16 protein-coding genes and 1 pseudogene are annotated in these 16,034 nt (G+C 61.7%); 12 read left to right on the top strand and 5 right to left on the bottom strand.

Translation table 11 applies throughout. The features are described 5' to 3' along the window. Positions 1-15: 15 nt before the first annotated feature. From BFP99_RS11575 to BFP99_RS11560, 4 genes are read left to right on the top strand one after another with little or no spacing between them, the layout of a single operon-like run. Entirely contained in the window at positions 16-936 is a 921-nt protein-coding gene (locus tag BFP99_RS11575; RefSeq protein ID WP_065924535.1) for a metal ABC transporter substrate-binding protein, read from the top strand. After that, the gene (locus tag BFP99_RS11570) at positions 933-1,679 is read left to right on the top strand and encodes a metal ABC transporter ATP-binding protein (protein ID WP_027607122.1); all 747 of its coding nucleotides are present in this window, start codon (positions 933-935) and stop codon (positions 1,677-1,679) included. Before BFP99_RS11575 ends, BFP99_RS11570 begins: the two co-directional genes overlap by 4 nt. Beyond that, a complete protein-coding gene (locus BFP99_RS11565; protein ID WP_065947290.1) occupies positions 1,676-2,575 on the top strand; it encodes a metal ABC transporter permease in 900 nt (299 codons plus the stop codon). The genes BFP99_RS11570 and BFP99_RS11565 overlap by 4 nt, the downstream gene beginning before the upstream one ends. After that, positions 2,575-3,498, top strand: coding sequence for a metal ABC transporter solute-binding protein, Zn/Mn family (locus BFP99_RS11560; RefSeq protein WP_065947289.1), 924 nt, complete (start codon positions 2,575-2,577; stop codon positions 3,496-3,498). Before BFP99_RS11565 ends, BFP99_RS11560 begins: the two co-directional genes overlap by 1 nt. Here the strand turns inward: BFP99_RS11560 and BFP99_RS34075 are convergent. Beyond that, positions 3,491-3,610, bottom strand: a pseudogene (locus BFP99_RS34075) (outer membrane lipoprotein carrier protein LolA); the annotation flags it as partial. The gene BFP99_RS11560 and the pseudogene BFP99_RS34075 overlap by 8 nt on opposite strands. Continuing rightward, complete coding sequence (locus BFP99_RS11555; RefSeq protein WP_065924533.1) at positions 3,607-4,320, bottom strand: UTRA domain-containing protein; 714 nt, start codon at positions 4,318-4,320, stop codon at positions 3,607-3,609. The gene BFP99_RS11555 and the pseudogene BFP99_RS34075, both read right to left, overlap by 4 nt. Before the next feature lie 347 nt (positions 4,321-4,667). Between BFP99_RS11555 and BFP99_RS11550 the strand changes: the two genes are divergently transcribed. The 6 genes from BFP99_RS11550 (at position 4,668) to BFP99_RS11525 (ending at position 10,143) form a co-directional block, all read left to right on the top strand. Further along, positions 4,668-5,744 carry an ABC transporter substrate-binding protein gene (locus BFP99_RS11550; protein WP_027607118.1) on the top strand — a complete coding sequence of 359 codons (1,077 nt, stop codon included), beginning with the start codon at positions 4,668-4,670 and terminating at the stop codon, positions 5,742-5,744. A 293-nt stretch (positions 5,745-6,037) separates the two neighbouring features. Continuing rightward, complete coding sequence (locus tag BFP99_RS11545; protein ID WP_065947288.1) at positions 6,038-6,844, top strand: alkaline phosphatase family protein; 807 nt, start codon at positions 6,038-6,040, stop codon at positions 6,842-6,844. Then, positions 6,841-7,686: an ABC transporter permease gene (locus BFP99_RS11540; RefSeq protein ID WP_065947287.1), complete on the top strand. Its 846-nt coding sequence runs from the start codon at positions 6,841-6,843 to the stop codon at positions 7,684-7,686. Before BFP99_RS11545 ends, BFP99_RS11540 begins: the two co-directional genes overlap by 4 nt. Next, positions 7,673-8,473 (top strand): ABC transporter permease, encoded by an 801-nt coding sequence (locus tag BFP99_RS11535; RefSeq protein ID WP_065924531.1) that lies wholly within the window; start codon positions 7,673-7,675, stop codon positions 8,471-8,473. Before BFP99_RS11540 ends, BFP99_RS11535 begins: the two co-directional genes overlap by 14 nt. Beyond that, positions 8,470-9,459: an ABC transporter ATP-binding protein gene (locus BFP99_RS11530; protein ID WP_065924530.1), complete on the top strand. Its 990-nt coding sequence runs from the start codon at positions 8,470-8,472 to the stop codon at positions 9,457-9,459. Before BFP99_RS11535 ends, BFP99_RS11530 begins: the two co-directional genes overlap by 4 nt. 30 nt (positions 9,460-9,489) lie before the next feature. Further along, positions 9,490-10,143, top strand: a complete 654-nt coding sequence (locus BFP99_RS11525; RefSeq protein WP_065947286.1) for an HAD family hydrolase — start codon at positions 9,490-9,492, stop codon at positions 10,141-10,143. Positions 10,144-10,239: 96 nt separating this feature from the next. Here BFP99_RS11525 and BFP99_RS11520 read toward each other — a convergent pair whose 3' ends face one another. Then, entirely contained in the window at positions 10,240-11,202 is a 963-nt protein-coding gene (locus BFP99_RS11520; RefSeq protein WP_065924529.1) for a zinc-binding dehydrogenase, read from the bottom strand. A 138-nt stretch (positions 11,203-11,340) separates the two neighbouring features. On the opposite strand from BFP99_RS11520, the gene BFP99_RS11515 reads away from it, so the two are divergent. Together BFP99_RS11515 and BFP99_RS11510 are read left to right on the top strand one after the other, a co-directional pair. After that, positions 11,341-13,422: a carboxy terminal-processing peptidase gene (locus tag BFP99_RS11515; protein WP_174562728.1), complete on the top strand. Its 2,082-nt coding sequence runs from the start codon at positions 11,341-11,343 to the stop codon at positions 13,420-13,422. A 118-nt stretch (positions 13,423-13,540) separates the two neighbouring features. Continuing rightward, on the top strand, positions 13,541-15,310 hold the full coding sequence (locus tag BFP99_RS11510; protein WP_043293707.1) for a bifunctional diguanylate cyclase/phosphodiesterase: 1,770 nt from the start codon (positions 13,541-13,543) through the stop codon (positions 15,308-15,310). On the opposite strand, the gene BFP99_RS11505 is transcribed toward BFP99_RS11510, so the two are convergent. Continuing rightward, on the bottom strand, positions 15,307-15,678 hold the full coding sequence (locus BFP99_RS11505; protein ID WP_005786715.1) for a hypothetical protein: 372 nt from the start codon (positions 15,676-15,678) through the stop codon (positions 15,307-15,309). The two genes, BFP99_RS11510 and BFP99_RS11505, sit on opposite strands and share 4 nt — an antisense overlap. Beyond that, the gene (locus BFP99_RS11500) at positions 15,675-16,013 is read right to left on the bottom strand and encodes a helix-turn-helix domain-containing protein (protein WP_065924556.1); all 339 of its coding nucleotides are present in this window, start codon (positions 16,011-16,013) and stop codon (positions 15,675-15,677) included. Before BFP99_RS11500 ends, BFP99_RS11505 begins: the two co-directional genes overlap by 4 nt. Positions 16,014-16,034: the final 21 nt, after the last annotated feature.

The following is a 16,034-nucleotide window of genomic DNA, read 5'->3' as shown; positions in this document are numbered from 1 at the left end:
GAAGACCGATTGCCCATGTCTATTTCATCGCCCCTGTTGCGCGTGTTTCTGGTTGGCCTGTTCAGCCTGATACTCGCTCCCCTCGCGAATGCCGAGGCGGCCAAACGCCTGCGTATCGGCATCACCCTGCACCCTTATTACAGCTACGTGGCCAATATCGTCGGCGACAAGGCCGAAGTGGTGCCACTGATCCCGGCCGGCTTCAACCCCCACGCCTACGAGCCACGTGCCGAAGACATCAAGCGCATCGGCACCCTGGATGTGATCGTGCTCAACGGCGTCGGCCATGACGATTTCGCCGACCGCATGATCGCCACCAGCGAGCGCCCGGACATTCCGGTGATCGAAGCCAACGCCAACGTGCCGCTGCTGGCGGCCACCGGCAACGCCGCGCGCGGTGCCGGCAAGGTGGTCAACCCGCACACCTTCCTGTCGATCAGTGCGTCGATTGCCCAGGTCAACAACATCGCCCGCGAGCTGGGCAAGCTCGACCCGGACAACGCCAAGACCTACACCCAGAACGCCCGCGCCTACGGCAAACGCCTGCGGCAGATGCGTGCCGATGCCCTGGCCAAGTTGACCGGCGCACCCAACCCGGACCTGCGCGTCGCCACCGTGCACGCGGCCTACGATTACCTGCTGCGCGAGTTCGGCCTGGAAGTCACGGCCGTGGTCGAGCCGGCCCACGGGATCGAGCCGAGCCCCAGCCAGTTGAAGAAGACCATCGACGAACTGCGCGCCCTGGACGTGAAGGTGATCTTCTCGGAGATGGATTTCCCGTCCACTTACGTCGACACCATCCAGCGTGAATCCGGGGTCAAGCTGTACCCGCTGTCGCATATTTCCTACGGCGAATACAGCGCTGAAAAATACGAAGTGGAAATGACCGGCAACCTCAACACCGTGGTGCGGGCGATTCAGGAGTCGGGGGCATGACCGCAGCGCAGCAACTTAAGGTCGCCAGCGTCGGCCCGACCCTCGACTTCGACCAGGTGTCCCTGACCCTGGGCCGCACCGTGATCCTCGACGGCGTGAGCTTCCAGGTGCAGCCGGGCAGCATCCATGCGCTGGTGGGGCCGAATGGCGGCGGCAAAAGCTCGCTGATCAAGACCCTGCTGGGGCAAACACCGCATCAGGGGCAACTGAGCCTGCAGTGGCCGGGCACGCCCGGCACCATCGGCTATGTGCCCCAGGCGCTGGAGTTCGACCGGGGCCTGCCGATGACGGTCGACGATTTCATGGCCGCCATGTGCCAGCGGCGCCCGGCGTTCCTGGGTTTGTCCAAACATTACGCCGCCGCGATTGGCGAGGCGCTGGAACGGGTCGGCATGCAGGACAAGCGCAAGCGGCGCATGGGCGCGCTGTCCGGCGGTGAGCGCCAGCGTGTGTTGTTGGCCCAAGGGTTGATTCCGGCGCCGCAACTGCTGGTACTGGATGAACCGATGTCGGCCCTCGATGAGGCCGGTATCCAGGTGTTCGAACGCCTGCTCAATGACTGGCGCCTGGCCGGGATCACCGTGCTGTGGATCGAGCACGACCTGGAAGCCGTGGGCCGCCTGGCCGACCGCGTCACCGGCCTGAACCGCCGCCTGCTGTTCGACGCCACGCCGAAAGAGGCGCTGACCCCGGAGCGCCTGCTGACCCTGTTCTCTACCCATCCTCGGAGCCCGGCGCCATGAGTTATGAAGCGTTTCGCCTGATAGTCCAGGGCTGGGCCTCGTCCGGTTACCTGCCGGAGGCACTGGCCTATGGTTTTGTGGTCAACGCCCTGCTCGCCGGCCTGCTGATCGGCCCGGTGCTGGGCGGCCTGGGCACACTGGTGGTGGTCAAGCGCTTTGCGTTTTTCTCCGAAGCGGTCGGCCATGCCGCACTGACCGGCGTGGCCGTGGGCATCCTGCTGGGTGAGCCCTACACCGGGCCCTATGGCAGCCTGTTCGGTTACTGCCTGTTGTTCGGCATCCTGCTCAACTACTTGCGCAACCGCACCGGCCTGGCGCCGGATACCTTGATCGGCGTGTTCCTGTCGGTGTCCTTGGCATTGGGCGCCAGCCTGCTGCTGATCCTGGCGGGCAAGATCAACGTGCATATCCTCGAAAACGTGCTGTTCGGCTCGGTGCTGACGGTCAACGGCAACGATTTGCTGGTACTGGCGATTGTCGGCGCCCTGGTGATGGCCCTCGCGCTGCCGCTGTACAACCGCATCATGCTCGCCAGCTTCAACCCGCAATTGGCGGCGGTGCGTGGTGTGGCGGTGAAGACCCTGGACTACCTGTTCGTGATCCTGGTGACGCTGATCACCGTGGCGGCAGTCAAGGTCATCGGCGCCATCCTGGTGGGCGCGCTGCTGGTGATCCCGGCTGCAGCGGCACGCCTGCTGAGCCAGTCGCTCAAAGGCTTCTTCTGGATCTCGGTGGTGATCGCCACCGTCAGCACCCTGTGCGGGATCCTGTTGCCGATCATCTTCGACCTGCCCATCCCCTCCGGTGCCGCGATCATCCTGATGGCCGGTATCGCTTTCGCCCTTGCCGCCGTCGCGCGGGGCACCGTGCCCAGCCTTAAAGGGAACCTTGGATAATGCGCTCCGTTCTTCAACCTCTGGCCCTGGCCATCGCTTGCCTGATCACCACGCCGCTGATGGCGGCCGACGTGGGCAAACCTGCTGCTCACGCGGCCAAACCGGTCAAAGTCCTGGCCTCGCTGCCGATCACCTATGGCCTGGCGCAGGTGCTGCTCAAGGGCACCGACGTGCAGCTCGAGCGCGCCGCGCCGGCCAACCTGCCGGGCTCGCGGCAGGTGTCGTACTTCACCGGCCGTGGCGCGCCGGCACTGAACAGCCTGGCCCAGGACGCCGACGCCGCCATCGGCGTGCGCTCGCTGTGGGCCGATGACCCGCTCTACCCCGTGGCACGGCGCAGCAATATCCGCATCGTCGAAATCGATGCGGCACGCCCGGTGGATGGCGGCCTGCCGGGCATCGCCGTGCAACCTGGCGTCGCCGATGGCTTGAACAGCCAGCCGTGGCAATCGAGCAACAACCTGGGGCGCATGGCCGATGTCCTGGCCACCGACCTGAGCCGCCTGGCACCGGGCGCCAAGGCGAAGATCGACGCCAACCTGGCCGCCCTCAAGCAACGCCTGCTCAAGCTCAGCGCCGACAGCGAGGCGCGACTGGCCAAGGCGGACAACCTGAGCGTGGTCAGTTTGAGCGATCACTTTGCCTATCTGATCAGCAGTTTGAATCTGGAACTGCTCAGCACCGATGCCCGGCCCGACGCCGATTGGACGCCTGAGGCGTTACAGAAGCTCAGTGCCGAGCTGAAGGACAACGACGTGGCCGTGGTGCTGCATCATCGCCAGCCGAGTGATGCAGTGAAAGCCGCCATCACGGCAGGCGGTTCAACGCTGCTGGTGTTGAACGTCGACGGCGCGGACCCGGTATCGGAGCTGGAGATCAATGTGGACCAGGTGATCAAGGCACTCACGGTGCACTCACTGTAGGAGCGAGCTTGCTCGCGAAAAACTTGAGGGCGTTGCGGGGAGCCAGGTCTCCCGCGTCATCGTTGACATCTTTCGCGAGCAAGCTCGCTCCTACAGGAAGCCCCCCGATCACACCACATCGACGCCGACATGAATCGCATCATGCCGCCAGAATTCCAGGTCGCAGTCGATCAAGCGCTGGTGCTGGTCATAATTGACCCGGGCGATCCGCAAGCCCGGGCTGCCCACCGACACGCGCAATGCCGCCGCCGCTTCCACAGGCAATGAGGTCGGCACGATCTCGAAGCGCACCCGCCCGTAATGCAAGTCGTACTTGCGCGCATACAACTCGGTCATCGACTGATTCAGGTCGCACTCAAGAATCCCCGGGAAATACTGCGGGTTCAGGTAGTGCTCCACATACAACACCAGCCGCCCGTCAATCCGCCGTCCCCGGCAAATCTGGATCACCCTGGACAACGCCGGCAGCTGCAACCACGCACACACCGCGGCCGAGGCCGGCTGCAGCCGCGCACTGATCACTTCGGTGGATGCCACCCGCCCCTGGTCGTTGACCATGGCGTGAAAGTGGCTGCGCTGCATCAGGTTGTAGGCCAGCCGAGGCGGCGAGACAAACCAGCCACGACGCTCCTCGCGATAAATCTGCCCTTGAGCCTCCAGTTGTAACAAGGCTTCCCGCACGGTAATTCGAGTGGTACCAAACAACTCGCTGAGCTTGCGCTCGGCGGGCAGCTTGCTTGCAGGCGGCAACAGGCCGTGGTCGATCTGCTCTTGCAGCGCCAGCCCGATGGATGTCACCGCCTTGATTGCCTCATCACGCATCAATGTTACCTATCTGGACTAGACCAGCACTGTTCAGGTGCACAAACCGCTGCATAAGTGGGCTTGCATGACTGCTTGCCAGCCTAGGCACTCCTGATGACCGACAGATGACAGTCCCTGCCCCGTCCCTGCACCACACCCTGCAATACATCGGCCAAGTCCAGTCGCTGCGGGCATTTGAGCATGGTCTACGCTAAGTCTGCGCCGAGCGACATCAAGGCTATGAAAACGACATCGACATGAAACTGTCATCCATCGCGTCTAGATTGGCTCAGGTATTGCTCTGACCTAGACCAACAACACCGTAGAAAACACCGCCGCGTTGAAAACGCCCAAAGGAGCTTCGGATGAAACAGCTTTTCCTGGCATCACTGTTAGGCTCGACCATTGCCATGTGCACCGCCGCCATGGCCGCTGATACCGATCTAAAAACCTTGGAAGCCGCCGCGAAGGCGGAAGGTGCCGTCAACAGCGTCGGCATGCCCGATGACTGGGCCAACTGGAAAGGCACCTGGGAAGACCTGGCCAAGACCTACGGCCTCAAGCACATCGACACCGACATGAGTTCGGCCCAGGAAATCGCCAAGTTCAAGGCCGAAAAAGACAACGCCAGCGCCGACATCGGCGACGTAGGCGCCGCCTTCGGCCCGATCGCGGTGAAGCAGGAAGTCACCCAGCCGTACAAGCCGTCCAACTGGGCTTCGGTGCCGGATTGGGCGAAAGACAAGGACGGTCATTGGGCCCTGGCCTACACCGGCACCATCGCGTTCATCGTCAACAAGAAGCTGCTGCACGGTTCCGAAGTCCCTACCAGTTGGGCTGACCTGCAAACCGGCAAATACAAAGTCTCGGTGGGTGACGTGAGCACTGCGGCCCAGGCCTCCAACGCCGTACTCGCCGCCGCCATCGCCAATAAAGGCGATGAAAAGAACATCGCCCCCGGCCTGCAATTCTTCACCAAGATCGCCCAGCAAGGTCGCCTCGGCCTGTCCAACCCGACCATCGCCACCATGGAAAAAGGCGAAGTCGAAGTGGGTATCGTCTGGGACTTCAACGGCCTGAGCTACAAAGCCAAGATGGCCAACCCGGATGACTACGTGGTGCTGATCCCATCGGACGGCTCGGTGAAATCCGGCTATACCACCATCATCAACAAATACGCCAAGCACCCGAACGCCGCCAAGCTGACCCGCGAATACATCTTCAGCGACGCCGGCCAACTCAACCTGGCCCGTGGCAACGCACGTCCGATCCGTGCTGAAACCGACCTGAAGCTGCCGGCCGACATCGCCAAGAACCTGATCCCGGGCGAGCAGTACACCAAGGCCAACCCGCAGCCGATCAAGGATGCCGATGCGTGGGAAGCGACTTCCAAGAAGCTGCCACAGTTGTGGAACGAGCAGGTCATCGTAGAAATGAAGTAAGCCTGTCGCCCACATTGGAAATCCACTGGAGATCCAATGTGGGAGGGGGCTTGCCCTAATGCCAGTCAGTTAAGGCTTTTTGTAGGAGCGAGCTTGCTCGCGAAAAACTCACAGGCGCCGCGTTCATTCAGGAAGCACGCGTTATCGTTGACGTTTTTCGCGAGCAAGCTCGCTCCTACAGGAGGCGATGTACGCTTAACTGACTGGCATTAGGGCAAGCCCCCTCCCACACTTTTGACCTCGCTCCTCCAGGGGAAGTGAGTCAAGTCTATTGCTGCGGAGCGCTCTCCCCCATGAAGCACACTGTCATCCTTGTCGTGCTCGACGGCCTGAACTTCGAGGTTGCCCGGCACGCCATGGGACACTTGCAGGCCTATGTCGGCGCAGGACGCGCGGCCCTCTACAAGCTGGAATGTGAACTGCCCGCCCTGTCCCGCCCGCTGTACGAATGCATCCTCACCGGCGTGCCACCGATCCACAGCGGTATCGTGCACAACCAAGTCTCGCGCCTGTCCAACCAGCGCAGCATTTTCCATTACGCCACCGACGCCGGCCTCACCACGGCTGCGGCGGCTTACCATTGGGTCAGCGAGTTGTATAACCGCACGCCCTTTCTCGCCGCACGGGATCGTCATACCGACGACAAGACGCTGGCGATCCAGCACGGGCATTTCTACTGGAATGACCACTACCCCGATTCCCACCTGTTCGCCGACGCCGACAGCCTGCGGCTCAAGCACGCGCCGGACTTCATGGTGGTGCACCCGATGAATATCGACGACGCCGGCCACAAGCACGGCCTCGACACACCGCAGTACCGCAACAGTGCACGCTCGGCCGACATCATCCTGGCCGACTACCTGCAAGCTTGGCTCGATGCCGGTTACCAGGTGCTGGTGACCGCCGACCACGGCATGAACAACGACCGCTCCCACAACGGCCTGCTGCCGGAAGAACGGGAAGTGCCGCTGTTCGTCCTCGGCGATGCCTTCAGCCTGGACACCCAAGCCGCACCGAAACAAACCGAGCTGTGCGGCACCGTCTGCGAACTGCTGGGCGTACCCCACGACAAACCTGTGTGCCGGGAGTTACTGAAGTGAGTTCAATATCCCGTGGCAAATGGCTGGCACTCCTGTGCCTGGTGCCTTTCGCGCTGTTCTTTATCGTGTTCGAAATCGCCCCGCTGGTATGGGTGCTGATCAATAGCCTGCAGACCGAAGACACTGGCTGGGGCCTGGACAACTTCACGCGCATCTTCAGTTCGAAGTTCTACCTGCAAGCCATCCAGTTCAGCCTGGAGATCAGCTTCTACTCGAGCATCTTCGGCATCATCATCGCCACGCTGGGCAGTTATTCCCTGCGCCGGGTGGATTCGCCGCTGCGCAACTTCGTCACCGCCTTCGCCAACATGACCAGCAACTTTGCCGGCGTGCCCCTGGCCTTCGCGTTCATCATCCTGCTGGGGTTCAACGGCAGCATCACCATCATGCTTAAGCAGGCCGGGATCATTCAGGACTTCAACCTGTACTCCAAGACCGGCCTGATCATCCTCTATACCTACTTCCAGATCCCCCTCGGCGTGTTGCTGCTCTACCCAGCCTTCGACGCACTGCGTGAAGACTGGCGTGAGTCGGCGGCCCTGCTCGGCGCCAATGGCTGGCAGTTCTGGCGACATATCGGCTTGCCGGTGCTCACCCCGGCGCTACTGGGCACGTTCGTGATCCTGCTGGCCAATGCCCTGGGTGCCTACGCGACGGTCTACGCCTTGACCACCGGTAACTTCAACGTGCTGCCGATTCGTATCGCCGGCCTCGTGTCGGGGGATGTATCCCTCGATCCAAACATGGCCAGCGCACTGGCCGTGGTGCTGGTGGCGCTGATGACCCTGGTCACCGTGGTCCATCAACTGCTGCTCAAGAGGAGCTACCATGTCTCGCGCTGAAGCCGGCCCGGCCTCCCTCTACCACCGCGTGGTGGTGTACCTGTTGTTCGCGATCCTGGTGCTGCCGCTGATCGGCACGTTCGTCTACTCCATTGCGAGCAGTTGGTCGGCAACCATTCTGCCGGCGGGCTTCACGGTGAAGTGGTATGTGCAGCTGTGGAGCGACCCACGCTTCCTGATGGCCTTCGGGCAATCGTTGCTGGTGTGCGTGGGTGCGTTGATCCTGTCGGTGGTGTTGATTCTGCCGCTGTTGTTCGTGGTGCATTACCACTTTCCCAGGCTCGACGCCTTGATGAACATCCTGATCCTGCTGCCCTTCGCGGTACCGCCGGTGGTGTCGTCGGTGGGCCTTCTGCAACTGTACGGTTCCGGGCCGTTGGCGATGGTGGGCACGCCGTGGATCCTGATCGGCTGCTACTTCACCGTGGCGCTGCCATTCATGTACCGGGCGATCACCAACAACCTGCAAGCCATCAACCTGCGCGACCTGATGGACGCCTCGCAACTGCTCGGCGCCAGCACCTGGCAGGCCGCGCTCTTCGTGGTGCTGCCCAACCTGCGCAAAGGCCTGATGGTGGCGCTGCTGCTGTCGTTCTCGTTCCTGTTCGGTGAGTTCGTGTTCGCCAATATCCTCGTGGGCACTCGCTACGAAACCCTGCAGGTGTACCTGAACAACATGCGCAACAGCAGCGGCCACTTCACCAGCGCCGTCGTGATTTCCTATTTCTTCTTTGTGCTGGTGCTGACCTGGGCCGCCAATACCTTGAACAAGGACAAAAGCCAATGAGCTTCGTCAGCGTCCAACATCTGCAAAAAGGCTACGCCGGCACCCCGGTGTTCAGTGACATCAACTGCGAAATCGCCAAGGGTGAGTTCGTCACCCTGCTCGGCCCATCCGGTTGCGGCAAGTCCACCCTGCTGCGCTGCATCGCCGGCCTGACCGCAGTGGACAGTGGGAAAATCCTGCTGGACGGCCAGGACATCGTTCCGCTGAGCCCACAGAAACGCAACATCGGCATGGTGTTCCAGAGCTATGCGCTGTTCCCCAACATGACCGTGGAACAGAACGTCGCCTTCGGCCTGCGCATGCAAAAGGTCAACGCCGATGACAGCCACAAGCGCGTGCAGGAAGTGCTGCAACTGGTGGAACTCAAGGACCTGGCCGGCCGCTACCCGCACCAGATGTCCGGCGGCCAGTGCCAGCGGGTGGCCCTGGCCCGCTCCCTGGTCACCCGCCCGCGCCTGTTGCTGCTGGATGAGCCGCTGTCGGCGCTGGATGCACGGATTCGCAAGCACCTGCGCGAACAGATCCGCCAGATCCAGCGCGAACTGGGGTTGACCACGATCTTCGTGACCCATGACCAGGAAGAAGCCCTGACCATGTCGGACCGGATCTTCCTGATGAACCAGGGCAAGATCGTGCAAAGCGGCGATGCCGAGACCCTCTACACCGCACCGGTGGATGTATTCGCCGCCGGTTTCATCGGCAACTACAACCTGCTGGACGCCGACAAGGCCAGCCAACTGCTGCAACGCCCGATCAGCGGGCGCATCGCGATTCGCCCGGAGGCCATCGAACTGAGCCGCAGCGGCGAACTCGACGCGCTGGTGCGCAGCCACAGCCTGCTGGGCAACGTGATTCGCTACCGCATCGAAGCCCGTGGCGTGGAATTGGTGGTGGACGTGCTCAACCGCTCGGCGGACGATCTGCACCCGGACGGCCAGCGCCTGGCACTTTCCATCGACCCCAGTGCGCTGTGTGAAGTAGCCTGAGCAGCAGTGAATCTTGAGAGAGCGTAACGGATGGCATTGGTAATTTTTGATTTGGACGACACCCTGATCCATGGCGACTGCGCCACCCTCTGGAGCGAACAGATGGGGCGCCTGGGCTGGGTCGACCCGGCGTCGTTCATGGGCAGGAACAACGAGCTGATGGACGCCTACAGCCGCGGCGAGCTGGCCATGGAAGACTTCATGGACTTCAGCCTGGAGCCGATGATCGGCCGCACCCCGGAGGAAATCGAGCATTTGGTGGAGCCATGGGTCGAGGATGTGATTGAGCCGCTGATCTACAGCGACGCCACCAGGACCATCGCCCGCCACCGCGCCAACGGCGACCGGATCCTGGTGATCTCCGCCTCGGGGACTCACCTGGTGAAACCGATTGCGGCGCGTATCGGCATTGATGAGGTGCTGGGGATTGAGCTGGAAGTGAGTCATGGCGTGTACAGCGGCCGTACCGTGGGGGTACTGACCTACCGCGAAGGCAAGATCACGCGCTTGCTGGAATGGCTGGAGCAGGAAGGTGAGACATTGGCTGGCGCGTACTTCTATTCGGATTCACGCAATGATTTGCCGCTGTTGCTGAAGGTGGATCACCCGCAGGTGGTGAACCCGGACCCGGTATTACGCACCCACGCCGAAAAATCCGGCTGGCCAATCCACCACTGGGTCTGACACCGCCTATCCCGACTTGAAATCCAATCAAATGTGGGAGGGGCAAGTCGAAGCGTCGCACCGCCCCTCCCACATCGACCCTATTCCAATCCGGGATCAGGTCAGGCTCTCGTCAATTACCAACACCAGCTTCCCGGCGATCTGGTTAGTCGCCAGCTCCGCAAACGCCGCCTCGGCATCCTTGATCGGGAACGTCCTGGCCAATTGCGGGCTCAGGCGACCTTCGGCAAACAACGGCCATACATGCTGGCTCAGGTCGCTGAACAGGTCGGCCTTGAACTGATCGTCACGGCTGCGCAGGGTCGAACCCAGCAGTTGCACACGCTTGGCCAGCACCTGGGCCAGGTCCAGTTGCGCCTCGCGGCCGCCCATCAAGCCGATCAACACCCAGCGACCGTCCAGCGCCAGCAGCTTGAGGTCCAGCGCGGCGTAGTTGCCGCCGACCGGATCGAGGATCACATCGAATGGCCCGAAATCCCGCAGCCCTTCGATACCGTCAGTGCGTACTACGCCGCCCTGGGCGCCCAGGTCTTCACAGTAGGCCAGGCGCTGCGCCGAGCCGACGCTGACCCAGCACGGGCTGCCAAATGCCTTGCACAGCTGGATGGCCGCCGAGCCCACGCCACTGGCGCCGGCGTGCAGCAACACTTTCTCACCGGGCTTGAGGCCCGCCAGTTGGAACAGATTCAGCCACGCAGTGCTGTACACCTCCGGCAGCGCCGCCGCTTCAATCAGCGACAAACCTTCTGGCACCGGCAGCACATGACGTGCATCCACCACCACTTCTTCGGCCATGCCGCCACCGGCCAGCAACGCACAGACGCGATCGCCCACCTGCCAGGACGAACCCGGGCCCACTTCACTGATCACCCCGGAACACTCAAGTCCCAGTACGGCACTGGCGCCAGGCGGTGGCGGATAGAGCCCTGCACGCTGCAATAAATCGGCGCGATTAAGGCCCGCAGCCGCCACACGAATGCGAACTTGGCCTACATCACATGTAGGACTTGGTTCGTCCAACCACTCCACATGACCTTCAACGCCTTGCAATGCTTTCACAGTGCCTCCATAGTGAGTCTGGACTGAGCCCGTAGCAGTAGCGCCGGGCTTTTTGCATTATGCGACCGGCCCCTATGGAACCGGCAACTTCAAAGACGGCCTAATATGCGTTATCAATTGCCCCCGCGTCGAATCAGCATGAAGCATCTGTTCCCCAGCACCGCCCTCGCTCTTTTCATTGGTATCGGCTTCGCGTCGATGTCGACCAATACGTTCGCAGCCAACAGCTGGGACAACCTTCAGCCGGACCGCGATGAGGTGATTGCCAGCCTTAACGTCGTCGAGTTGCTCAAGCGTCATCACTACAGCAAGCCGCCGCTGGACGACGCGCGCTCGGTGATCATCTATGACAGCTACCTCAAGCTGCTGGACCCGTCGCGCAGCTACTTCCTGGCCAGCGATATCGCTGAGTTCGACAAGTGGAAGACGCAGTTCGACGACTTCCTCAAGAGCGGCGACCTGCAGCCCGGCTTCACCATCTACAAGCGCTACCTGGATCGCGTGAAAGCGCGTCTGGACTTCGCCCTGGGTGAGTTGGACAAGGGTGTCGACAAGCTCGACTTCACCCAGAAGGAAACCCTTCTGGTGGACCGCAAGGACGCGCCTTGGCTGACCAGCACCGCCGCCCTCGACGACCTCTGGCGCAAACGCGTCAAGGACGAAGTGCTGCGCCTGAAGATCGCCGGCAAAGAGCCCAAGGCCATCCAGGAACTGTTGACCAAGCGCTACAAGAATCAACTGGCACGCCTGGACCAGACCCGTGCCGAAGATATCTTCCAGGCCTACATCAACACCTTCGCGATGTCCTACGATCCGCACACCAATTATCTGTCGCCAGATAACGCGGAAAACTTCGATATCAACATGAGTCTGTCCCTGGAAGGCATCGGTGCCGTCCTGCAAAGCGACAATGACCAGGTGAAGATCGTGCGCCTGGTGCCGGCCGGTCCGGCAGACAAGACCAAGCAGGTTGCGCCTGCCGACAAGATCATCGGTGTGGCCCAGGCCGACAAAGAGATGGTCGATGTGGTCGGTTGGCGCCTGGACGAAGTGGTCAAGCTGATCCGTGGGCCGAAAGGCAGCGTGGTGCGCCTGGAAGTGATTCCGCACACCAATGCACCGAACGACCAGACCAGCAAGATCGTGTCCATCACCCGTGAGGCGGTGAAGCTCGAAGACCAGGCCGTGCAGAAGAAAGTCCTCAACCTCAAGCAGGATGGCAAGGACTACAAGCTGGGGGTGATTGAAATCCCGGCCTTCTACCTGGACTTCAAGGCCTTCCGTGCCGGTGACCCGGACTACAAGTCCACCACCCGCGACGTGAAGAAAATCCTTACCGAGCTGCAGAAGGAAAAAGTCGACGGCGTGGTCATCGACCTGCGCAACAACGGCGGCGGTTCCCTGCAGGAAGCCACCGAGCTGACCAGCCTGTTTATCGACAAGGGCCCGACCGTGTTGGTACGCAACGCTGATGGCCGTGTCGACGTGCTCGAAGACGAGAACCCGGGTGCCTTCTACAAAGGCCCGATGGCGTTGCTGGTCAACCGTCTGTCGGCTTCGGCTTCGGAGATTTTCGCCGGTGCCATGCAGGACTACCACCGCGCGTTGATCATCGGCGGCCAGACCTTCGGCAAAGGCACCGTGCAGACCATCCAGCCGCTGAACCATGGCGAGCTCAAGCTGACGCTGGCCAAGTTCTACCGGGTTTCCGGGCAGAGCACCCAGCATCAGGGCGTACTGCCGGACATCGATTTCCCGTCGATCATCGACACCAAGGAAATCGGCGAAAGCGCCCTGCCGGAAGCCATGCCGTGGGACACCATCCGTCCTGCGATCAAGCCGGCCTCGGACCCGTTCAAGCCGTTCCTCGCGCAGTTGAAGGCTGACCACGATACCCGCTCCGCCAAGGATGCCGAGTTTGTGTTCATCCGCGACAAGCTGGCCCTGGCCAAGAAGTTGATGGAAGAAAAAACCGTCAGCCTCAATGAAGTGGACCGTCGTGCACAGCACTCCGACATCGAAAACAAGCAACTCGCCTTGGAAAACATCCGCCGCAAGGCCAAGGGCGAAGAACCCCTCAAGGAGCTGAAGAAAGAAGACGAGGATGCGCTGCCGACCGAAGCGGATAAAACCAAGCCGGAAGACGACGCTTACCTGGCCGAGAGCGGCCGGATCCTGCTGGACTACCTGAAAATCACCAAACAGGTGGCCAAGCAGTAAATGATGGCGATTTAATGTGATCGCTCCCTGGAGTGTCATCATATAGACATCATTCTGTCGTGAAATGAAGGACCGTCGGCGTAACGCCCACGGTCCTTTTTTTTCGATCGAGATCGCCATGACTATGACCGAACAGCTGAGTGCATTGGGCTCTATCCTGGCTCAAGGCAGTTTGCACAGCCTGTTCCAACCGATCATCTGCCTGTCAGAACGGCGCATCCTTGGCTACGAAGCCCTCAGCCGCGGCCCGTCGAACAGCCCGCTGCACTCCCCCATCGCGCTGTTCTCGGTGGCGCGCCATGCCGGTCGCCTCAGCGAACTGGAAATGGCCTGCCGCGAAAGCGCATGCCGCCGCTTCAGCGAGCAAAAGCTGCCGGGCAAGCTGTTCCTGAATGTCTCGCCCGAATCCTTGATGGAGACCGCTCATCAACCGGGCCGCACCCTGCAATTGCTGCGCGACTTCGGCATTCCGCCGAGCCAGGTGGTGATCGAACTCACCGAGCAGACCCCCACCGACGATTTCGACCTGCTGCAAACCGCCCTGCACCATTACCGCAACATGGGCTTTTCGATTGCCTTGGATGACTTGGGTGCCGGCTATTCCAGCCTGCGCTTGTGGTCGGAGCTGCGCCCGGATTACGTGAAGATCGACCGCCACTTTATCGACGGTATCCATCAGGATGCGCTCAAGCGTGAGTTTGTCGGCTCTATCCTGCAGATCGCCAGGGCCTCACGGGCCCAGGTGATCGCCGAGGGCATCGAATTGCCGGAAGAGCTGGCGGTATTGACCGAGATGGGCGTCGACCTGGTCCAGGGTTACCTGCTCTGCCGTCCACAGGAGCAGCCGCCACAGGAAGCGCGCCAGATGCTGCCCAAGCCCGACCAGGCCAATGTGGCCCTCAGCGAAGAAGCCGGCGACCTCAGCGCCCTGCTCAGCGAACAACCGGCGGTCGATCAGGACACCGCCACCGCCCAGGTGTTGGAGGCGTTCCGCCGCCAGGCAAACCTTAACTCCCTGGCGGTTCTGGATGGACGCGGCCACCCGGTGGGGATCGTGCACCGGCATTCACTCTCCGATGCGCTGCTCAAGCCGTTTGCCACCGACCTGTTTGCGCGCAAGCCCATCAGCCGGCTGATGAGTACGGATTTTCTGGCGGTAGAGTTGAGCCAGTCGCTGCAACAGGTCAGCCGCCTGCTGACCAGCCGCGCACGGCAACGTATCGAAGAAGATTTCATCATCACCCTCAATGGCGATTACCTCGGCCTGGGCCGGGTAATCGATGTACTCAAGCTGATCACCGAACTGAAAATCCAGCAGGCGCGCTATGCCAACCCGCTGACCCTGCTGCCCGGCAACGTGCCGATCCAGCAGTGCCTGACGCGACTGTTGCAGCAACAGCGAGAATCGGTGATCTGCTACGTGGATATCGACAGCTTCAAGCCGTTCAACGACATCTACGGCTACGGACGTGGGGATGAGGTGTTGCTGTGCCTGGCGCAGTGCCTGAACGACCGGGTCGACCCCAGCCGCGACTTTGTCGGGCACATCGGTGGCGATGACTTTCTGCTGGTATTGGGGCCACAGGATTGGCGCAAGCGGCTCAACCAGCTACTGGACGATTTCCATACCCAGTGCAGGCGCTTCTACCGCGCCGAGCACCTCGACGCCGGCTGCTTCGTGGCGCTGAACCGCCAGGGCGTACGCCAGGAGTTTGCGTTGCTGTCACTGTCGATCGGGGTGGTGCATTTGTATCCACAGGCCTGTGGACAACTCGATGCCAGCCAGTTGGCGGAACTGGCCTCGCAGGCCAAGCACCATGCCAAGGATATGACCGGCTACAGCATCCATGTGATCGACAGCATGGACATGTTGCCCCAGGCACTTTAAGCCTCGGCAGACTCCGGATACTCGTATTCGAACACCCGCACCACTTCCGAGGCATGCCAGGAGGCGGCGGCCACACCATCGGACGGCCCGCTGAAACGCCCCAGGCGCTCCACACACTCAAAGAACCCGGTACGCGGCAGGCGGCTGGCGCCCTGGCTGATCACCAGGGAGCTGCGCAACGGTTGCTCGGCCTTGGCGTCCAGCGCCGCCAGGTGCTCCAGGGCAGCGGCCAGGGTTTGCATCGCCGGCGTCGGAAATTGCAGGCGCTCCAACAGTGCTCGGTAGGTCAGCAGATGGCGCTGGCGGCGCGCCTGGTCCAGTTCGTTAAGTAACCCATCCCAATGTTGACGACTGATACGTAGGCTCAAGATTCATCCCTCCAACCTGCAACGCCTAATTCCCAGGCCAGGCTGCGGCGGATTGCGGCATCCGGCTGACGTTCACCACTTTCGATCAATCCTAGATACGAGGGGCTGATGCCCACGGTGCGGGCCAACGCTTCAATCGCCAGGCCCTTGGCTTCACGCAAGCCGCGCAGGTCTGCGAGCGGGCGCAAATCCTGGTCAGGTGCGGCGTGTGCAGTAGGAGAAGGCGTCGGTGAAGGCTGTTGCTGACCGGCGGCTTTTAGCAGCGCCTGGTACTGATCCCATGGCAACACCGCGTACTCGGGTTCGCCATTGCGTGAAATTATCTGAATATCCATGACCGCCCCGTAGGATAACTG

The organism is Pseudomonas sp. 1 R 17, assembly GCF_900067035.1.
Classification (GTDB): Bacteria; Pseudomonadota; Gammaproteobacteria; order Pseudomonadales; family Pseudomonadaceae; genus Aquipseudomonas; species Aquipseudomonas marginalis.
This window is presented reverse-complemented; position numbering and strand designations above follow the sequence as displayed.

Coding starts and splice junctions, on each gene's coding strand:
- BFP99_RS11545 (WP_065947288.1), top strand. CDS start 6,038: ATGAAGCACACTGTCATCCTTGTCGTGCTCGACGGCCTGAACTTCGAG.
- BFP99_RS11565 (WP_065947290.1), top strand. CDS start 1,676: ATGAGTTATGAAGCGTTTCGCCTGATAGTCCAGGGCTGGGCCTCGTCC.
- BFP99_RS11550 (WP_027607118.1), top strand. CDS start 4,668: ATGAAACAGCTTTTCCTGGCATCACTGTTAGGCTCGACCATTGCCATG.
- BFP99_RS11510 (WP_043293707.1), top strand. CDS start 13,541: ATGACTATGACCGAACAGCTGAGTGCATTGGGCTCTATCCTGGCTCAA.
- BFP99_RS11500 (WP_065924556.1), bottom strand. CDS start 16,013: ATGGATATTCAGATAATTTCACGCAATGGCGAACCCGAGTACGCGGTG.
- BFP99_RS11515 (WP_174562728.1), top strand. CDS start 11,341: ATGAAGCATCTGTTCCCCAGCACCGCCCTCGCTCTTTTCATTGGTATC.
- BFP99_RS11555 (WP_065924533.1), bottom strand. CDS start 4,320: ATGCGTGATGAGGCAATCAAGGCGGTGACATCCATCGGGCTGGCGCTG.
- BFP99_RS11535 (WP_065924531.1), top strand. CDS start 7,673: ATGTCTCGCGCTGAAGCCGGCCCGGCCTCCCTCTACCACCGCGTGGTG.
- BFP99_RS11575 (WP_065924535.1), top strand. CDS start 16: ATGTCTATTTCATCGCCCCTGTTGCGCGTGTTTCTGGTTGGCCTGTTC.
- BFP99_RS11525 (WP_065947286.1), top strand. CDS start 9,490: ATGGCATTGGTAATTTTTGATTTGGACGACACCCTGATCCATGGCGAC.
- BFP99_RS11570 (WP_027607122.1), top strand. CDS start 933: ATGACCGCAGCGCAGCAACTTAAGGTCGCCAGCGTCGGCCCGACCCTC.
- BFP99_RS11530 (WP_065924530.1), top strand. CDS start 8,470: ATGAGCTTCGTCAGCGTCCAACATCTGCAAAAAGGCTACGCCGGCACC.
- BFP99_RS11560 (WP_065947289.1), top strand. CDS start 2,575: ATGCGCTCCGTTCTTCAACCTCTGGCCCTGGCCATCGCTTGCCTGATC.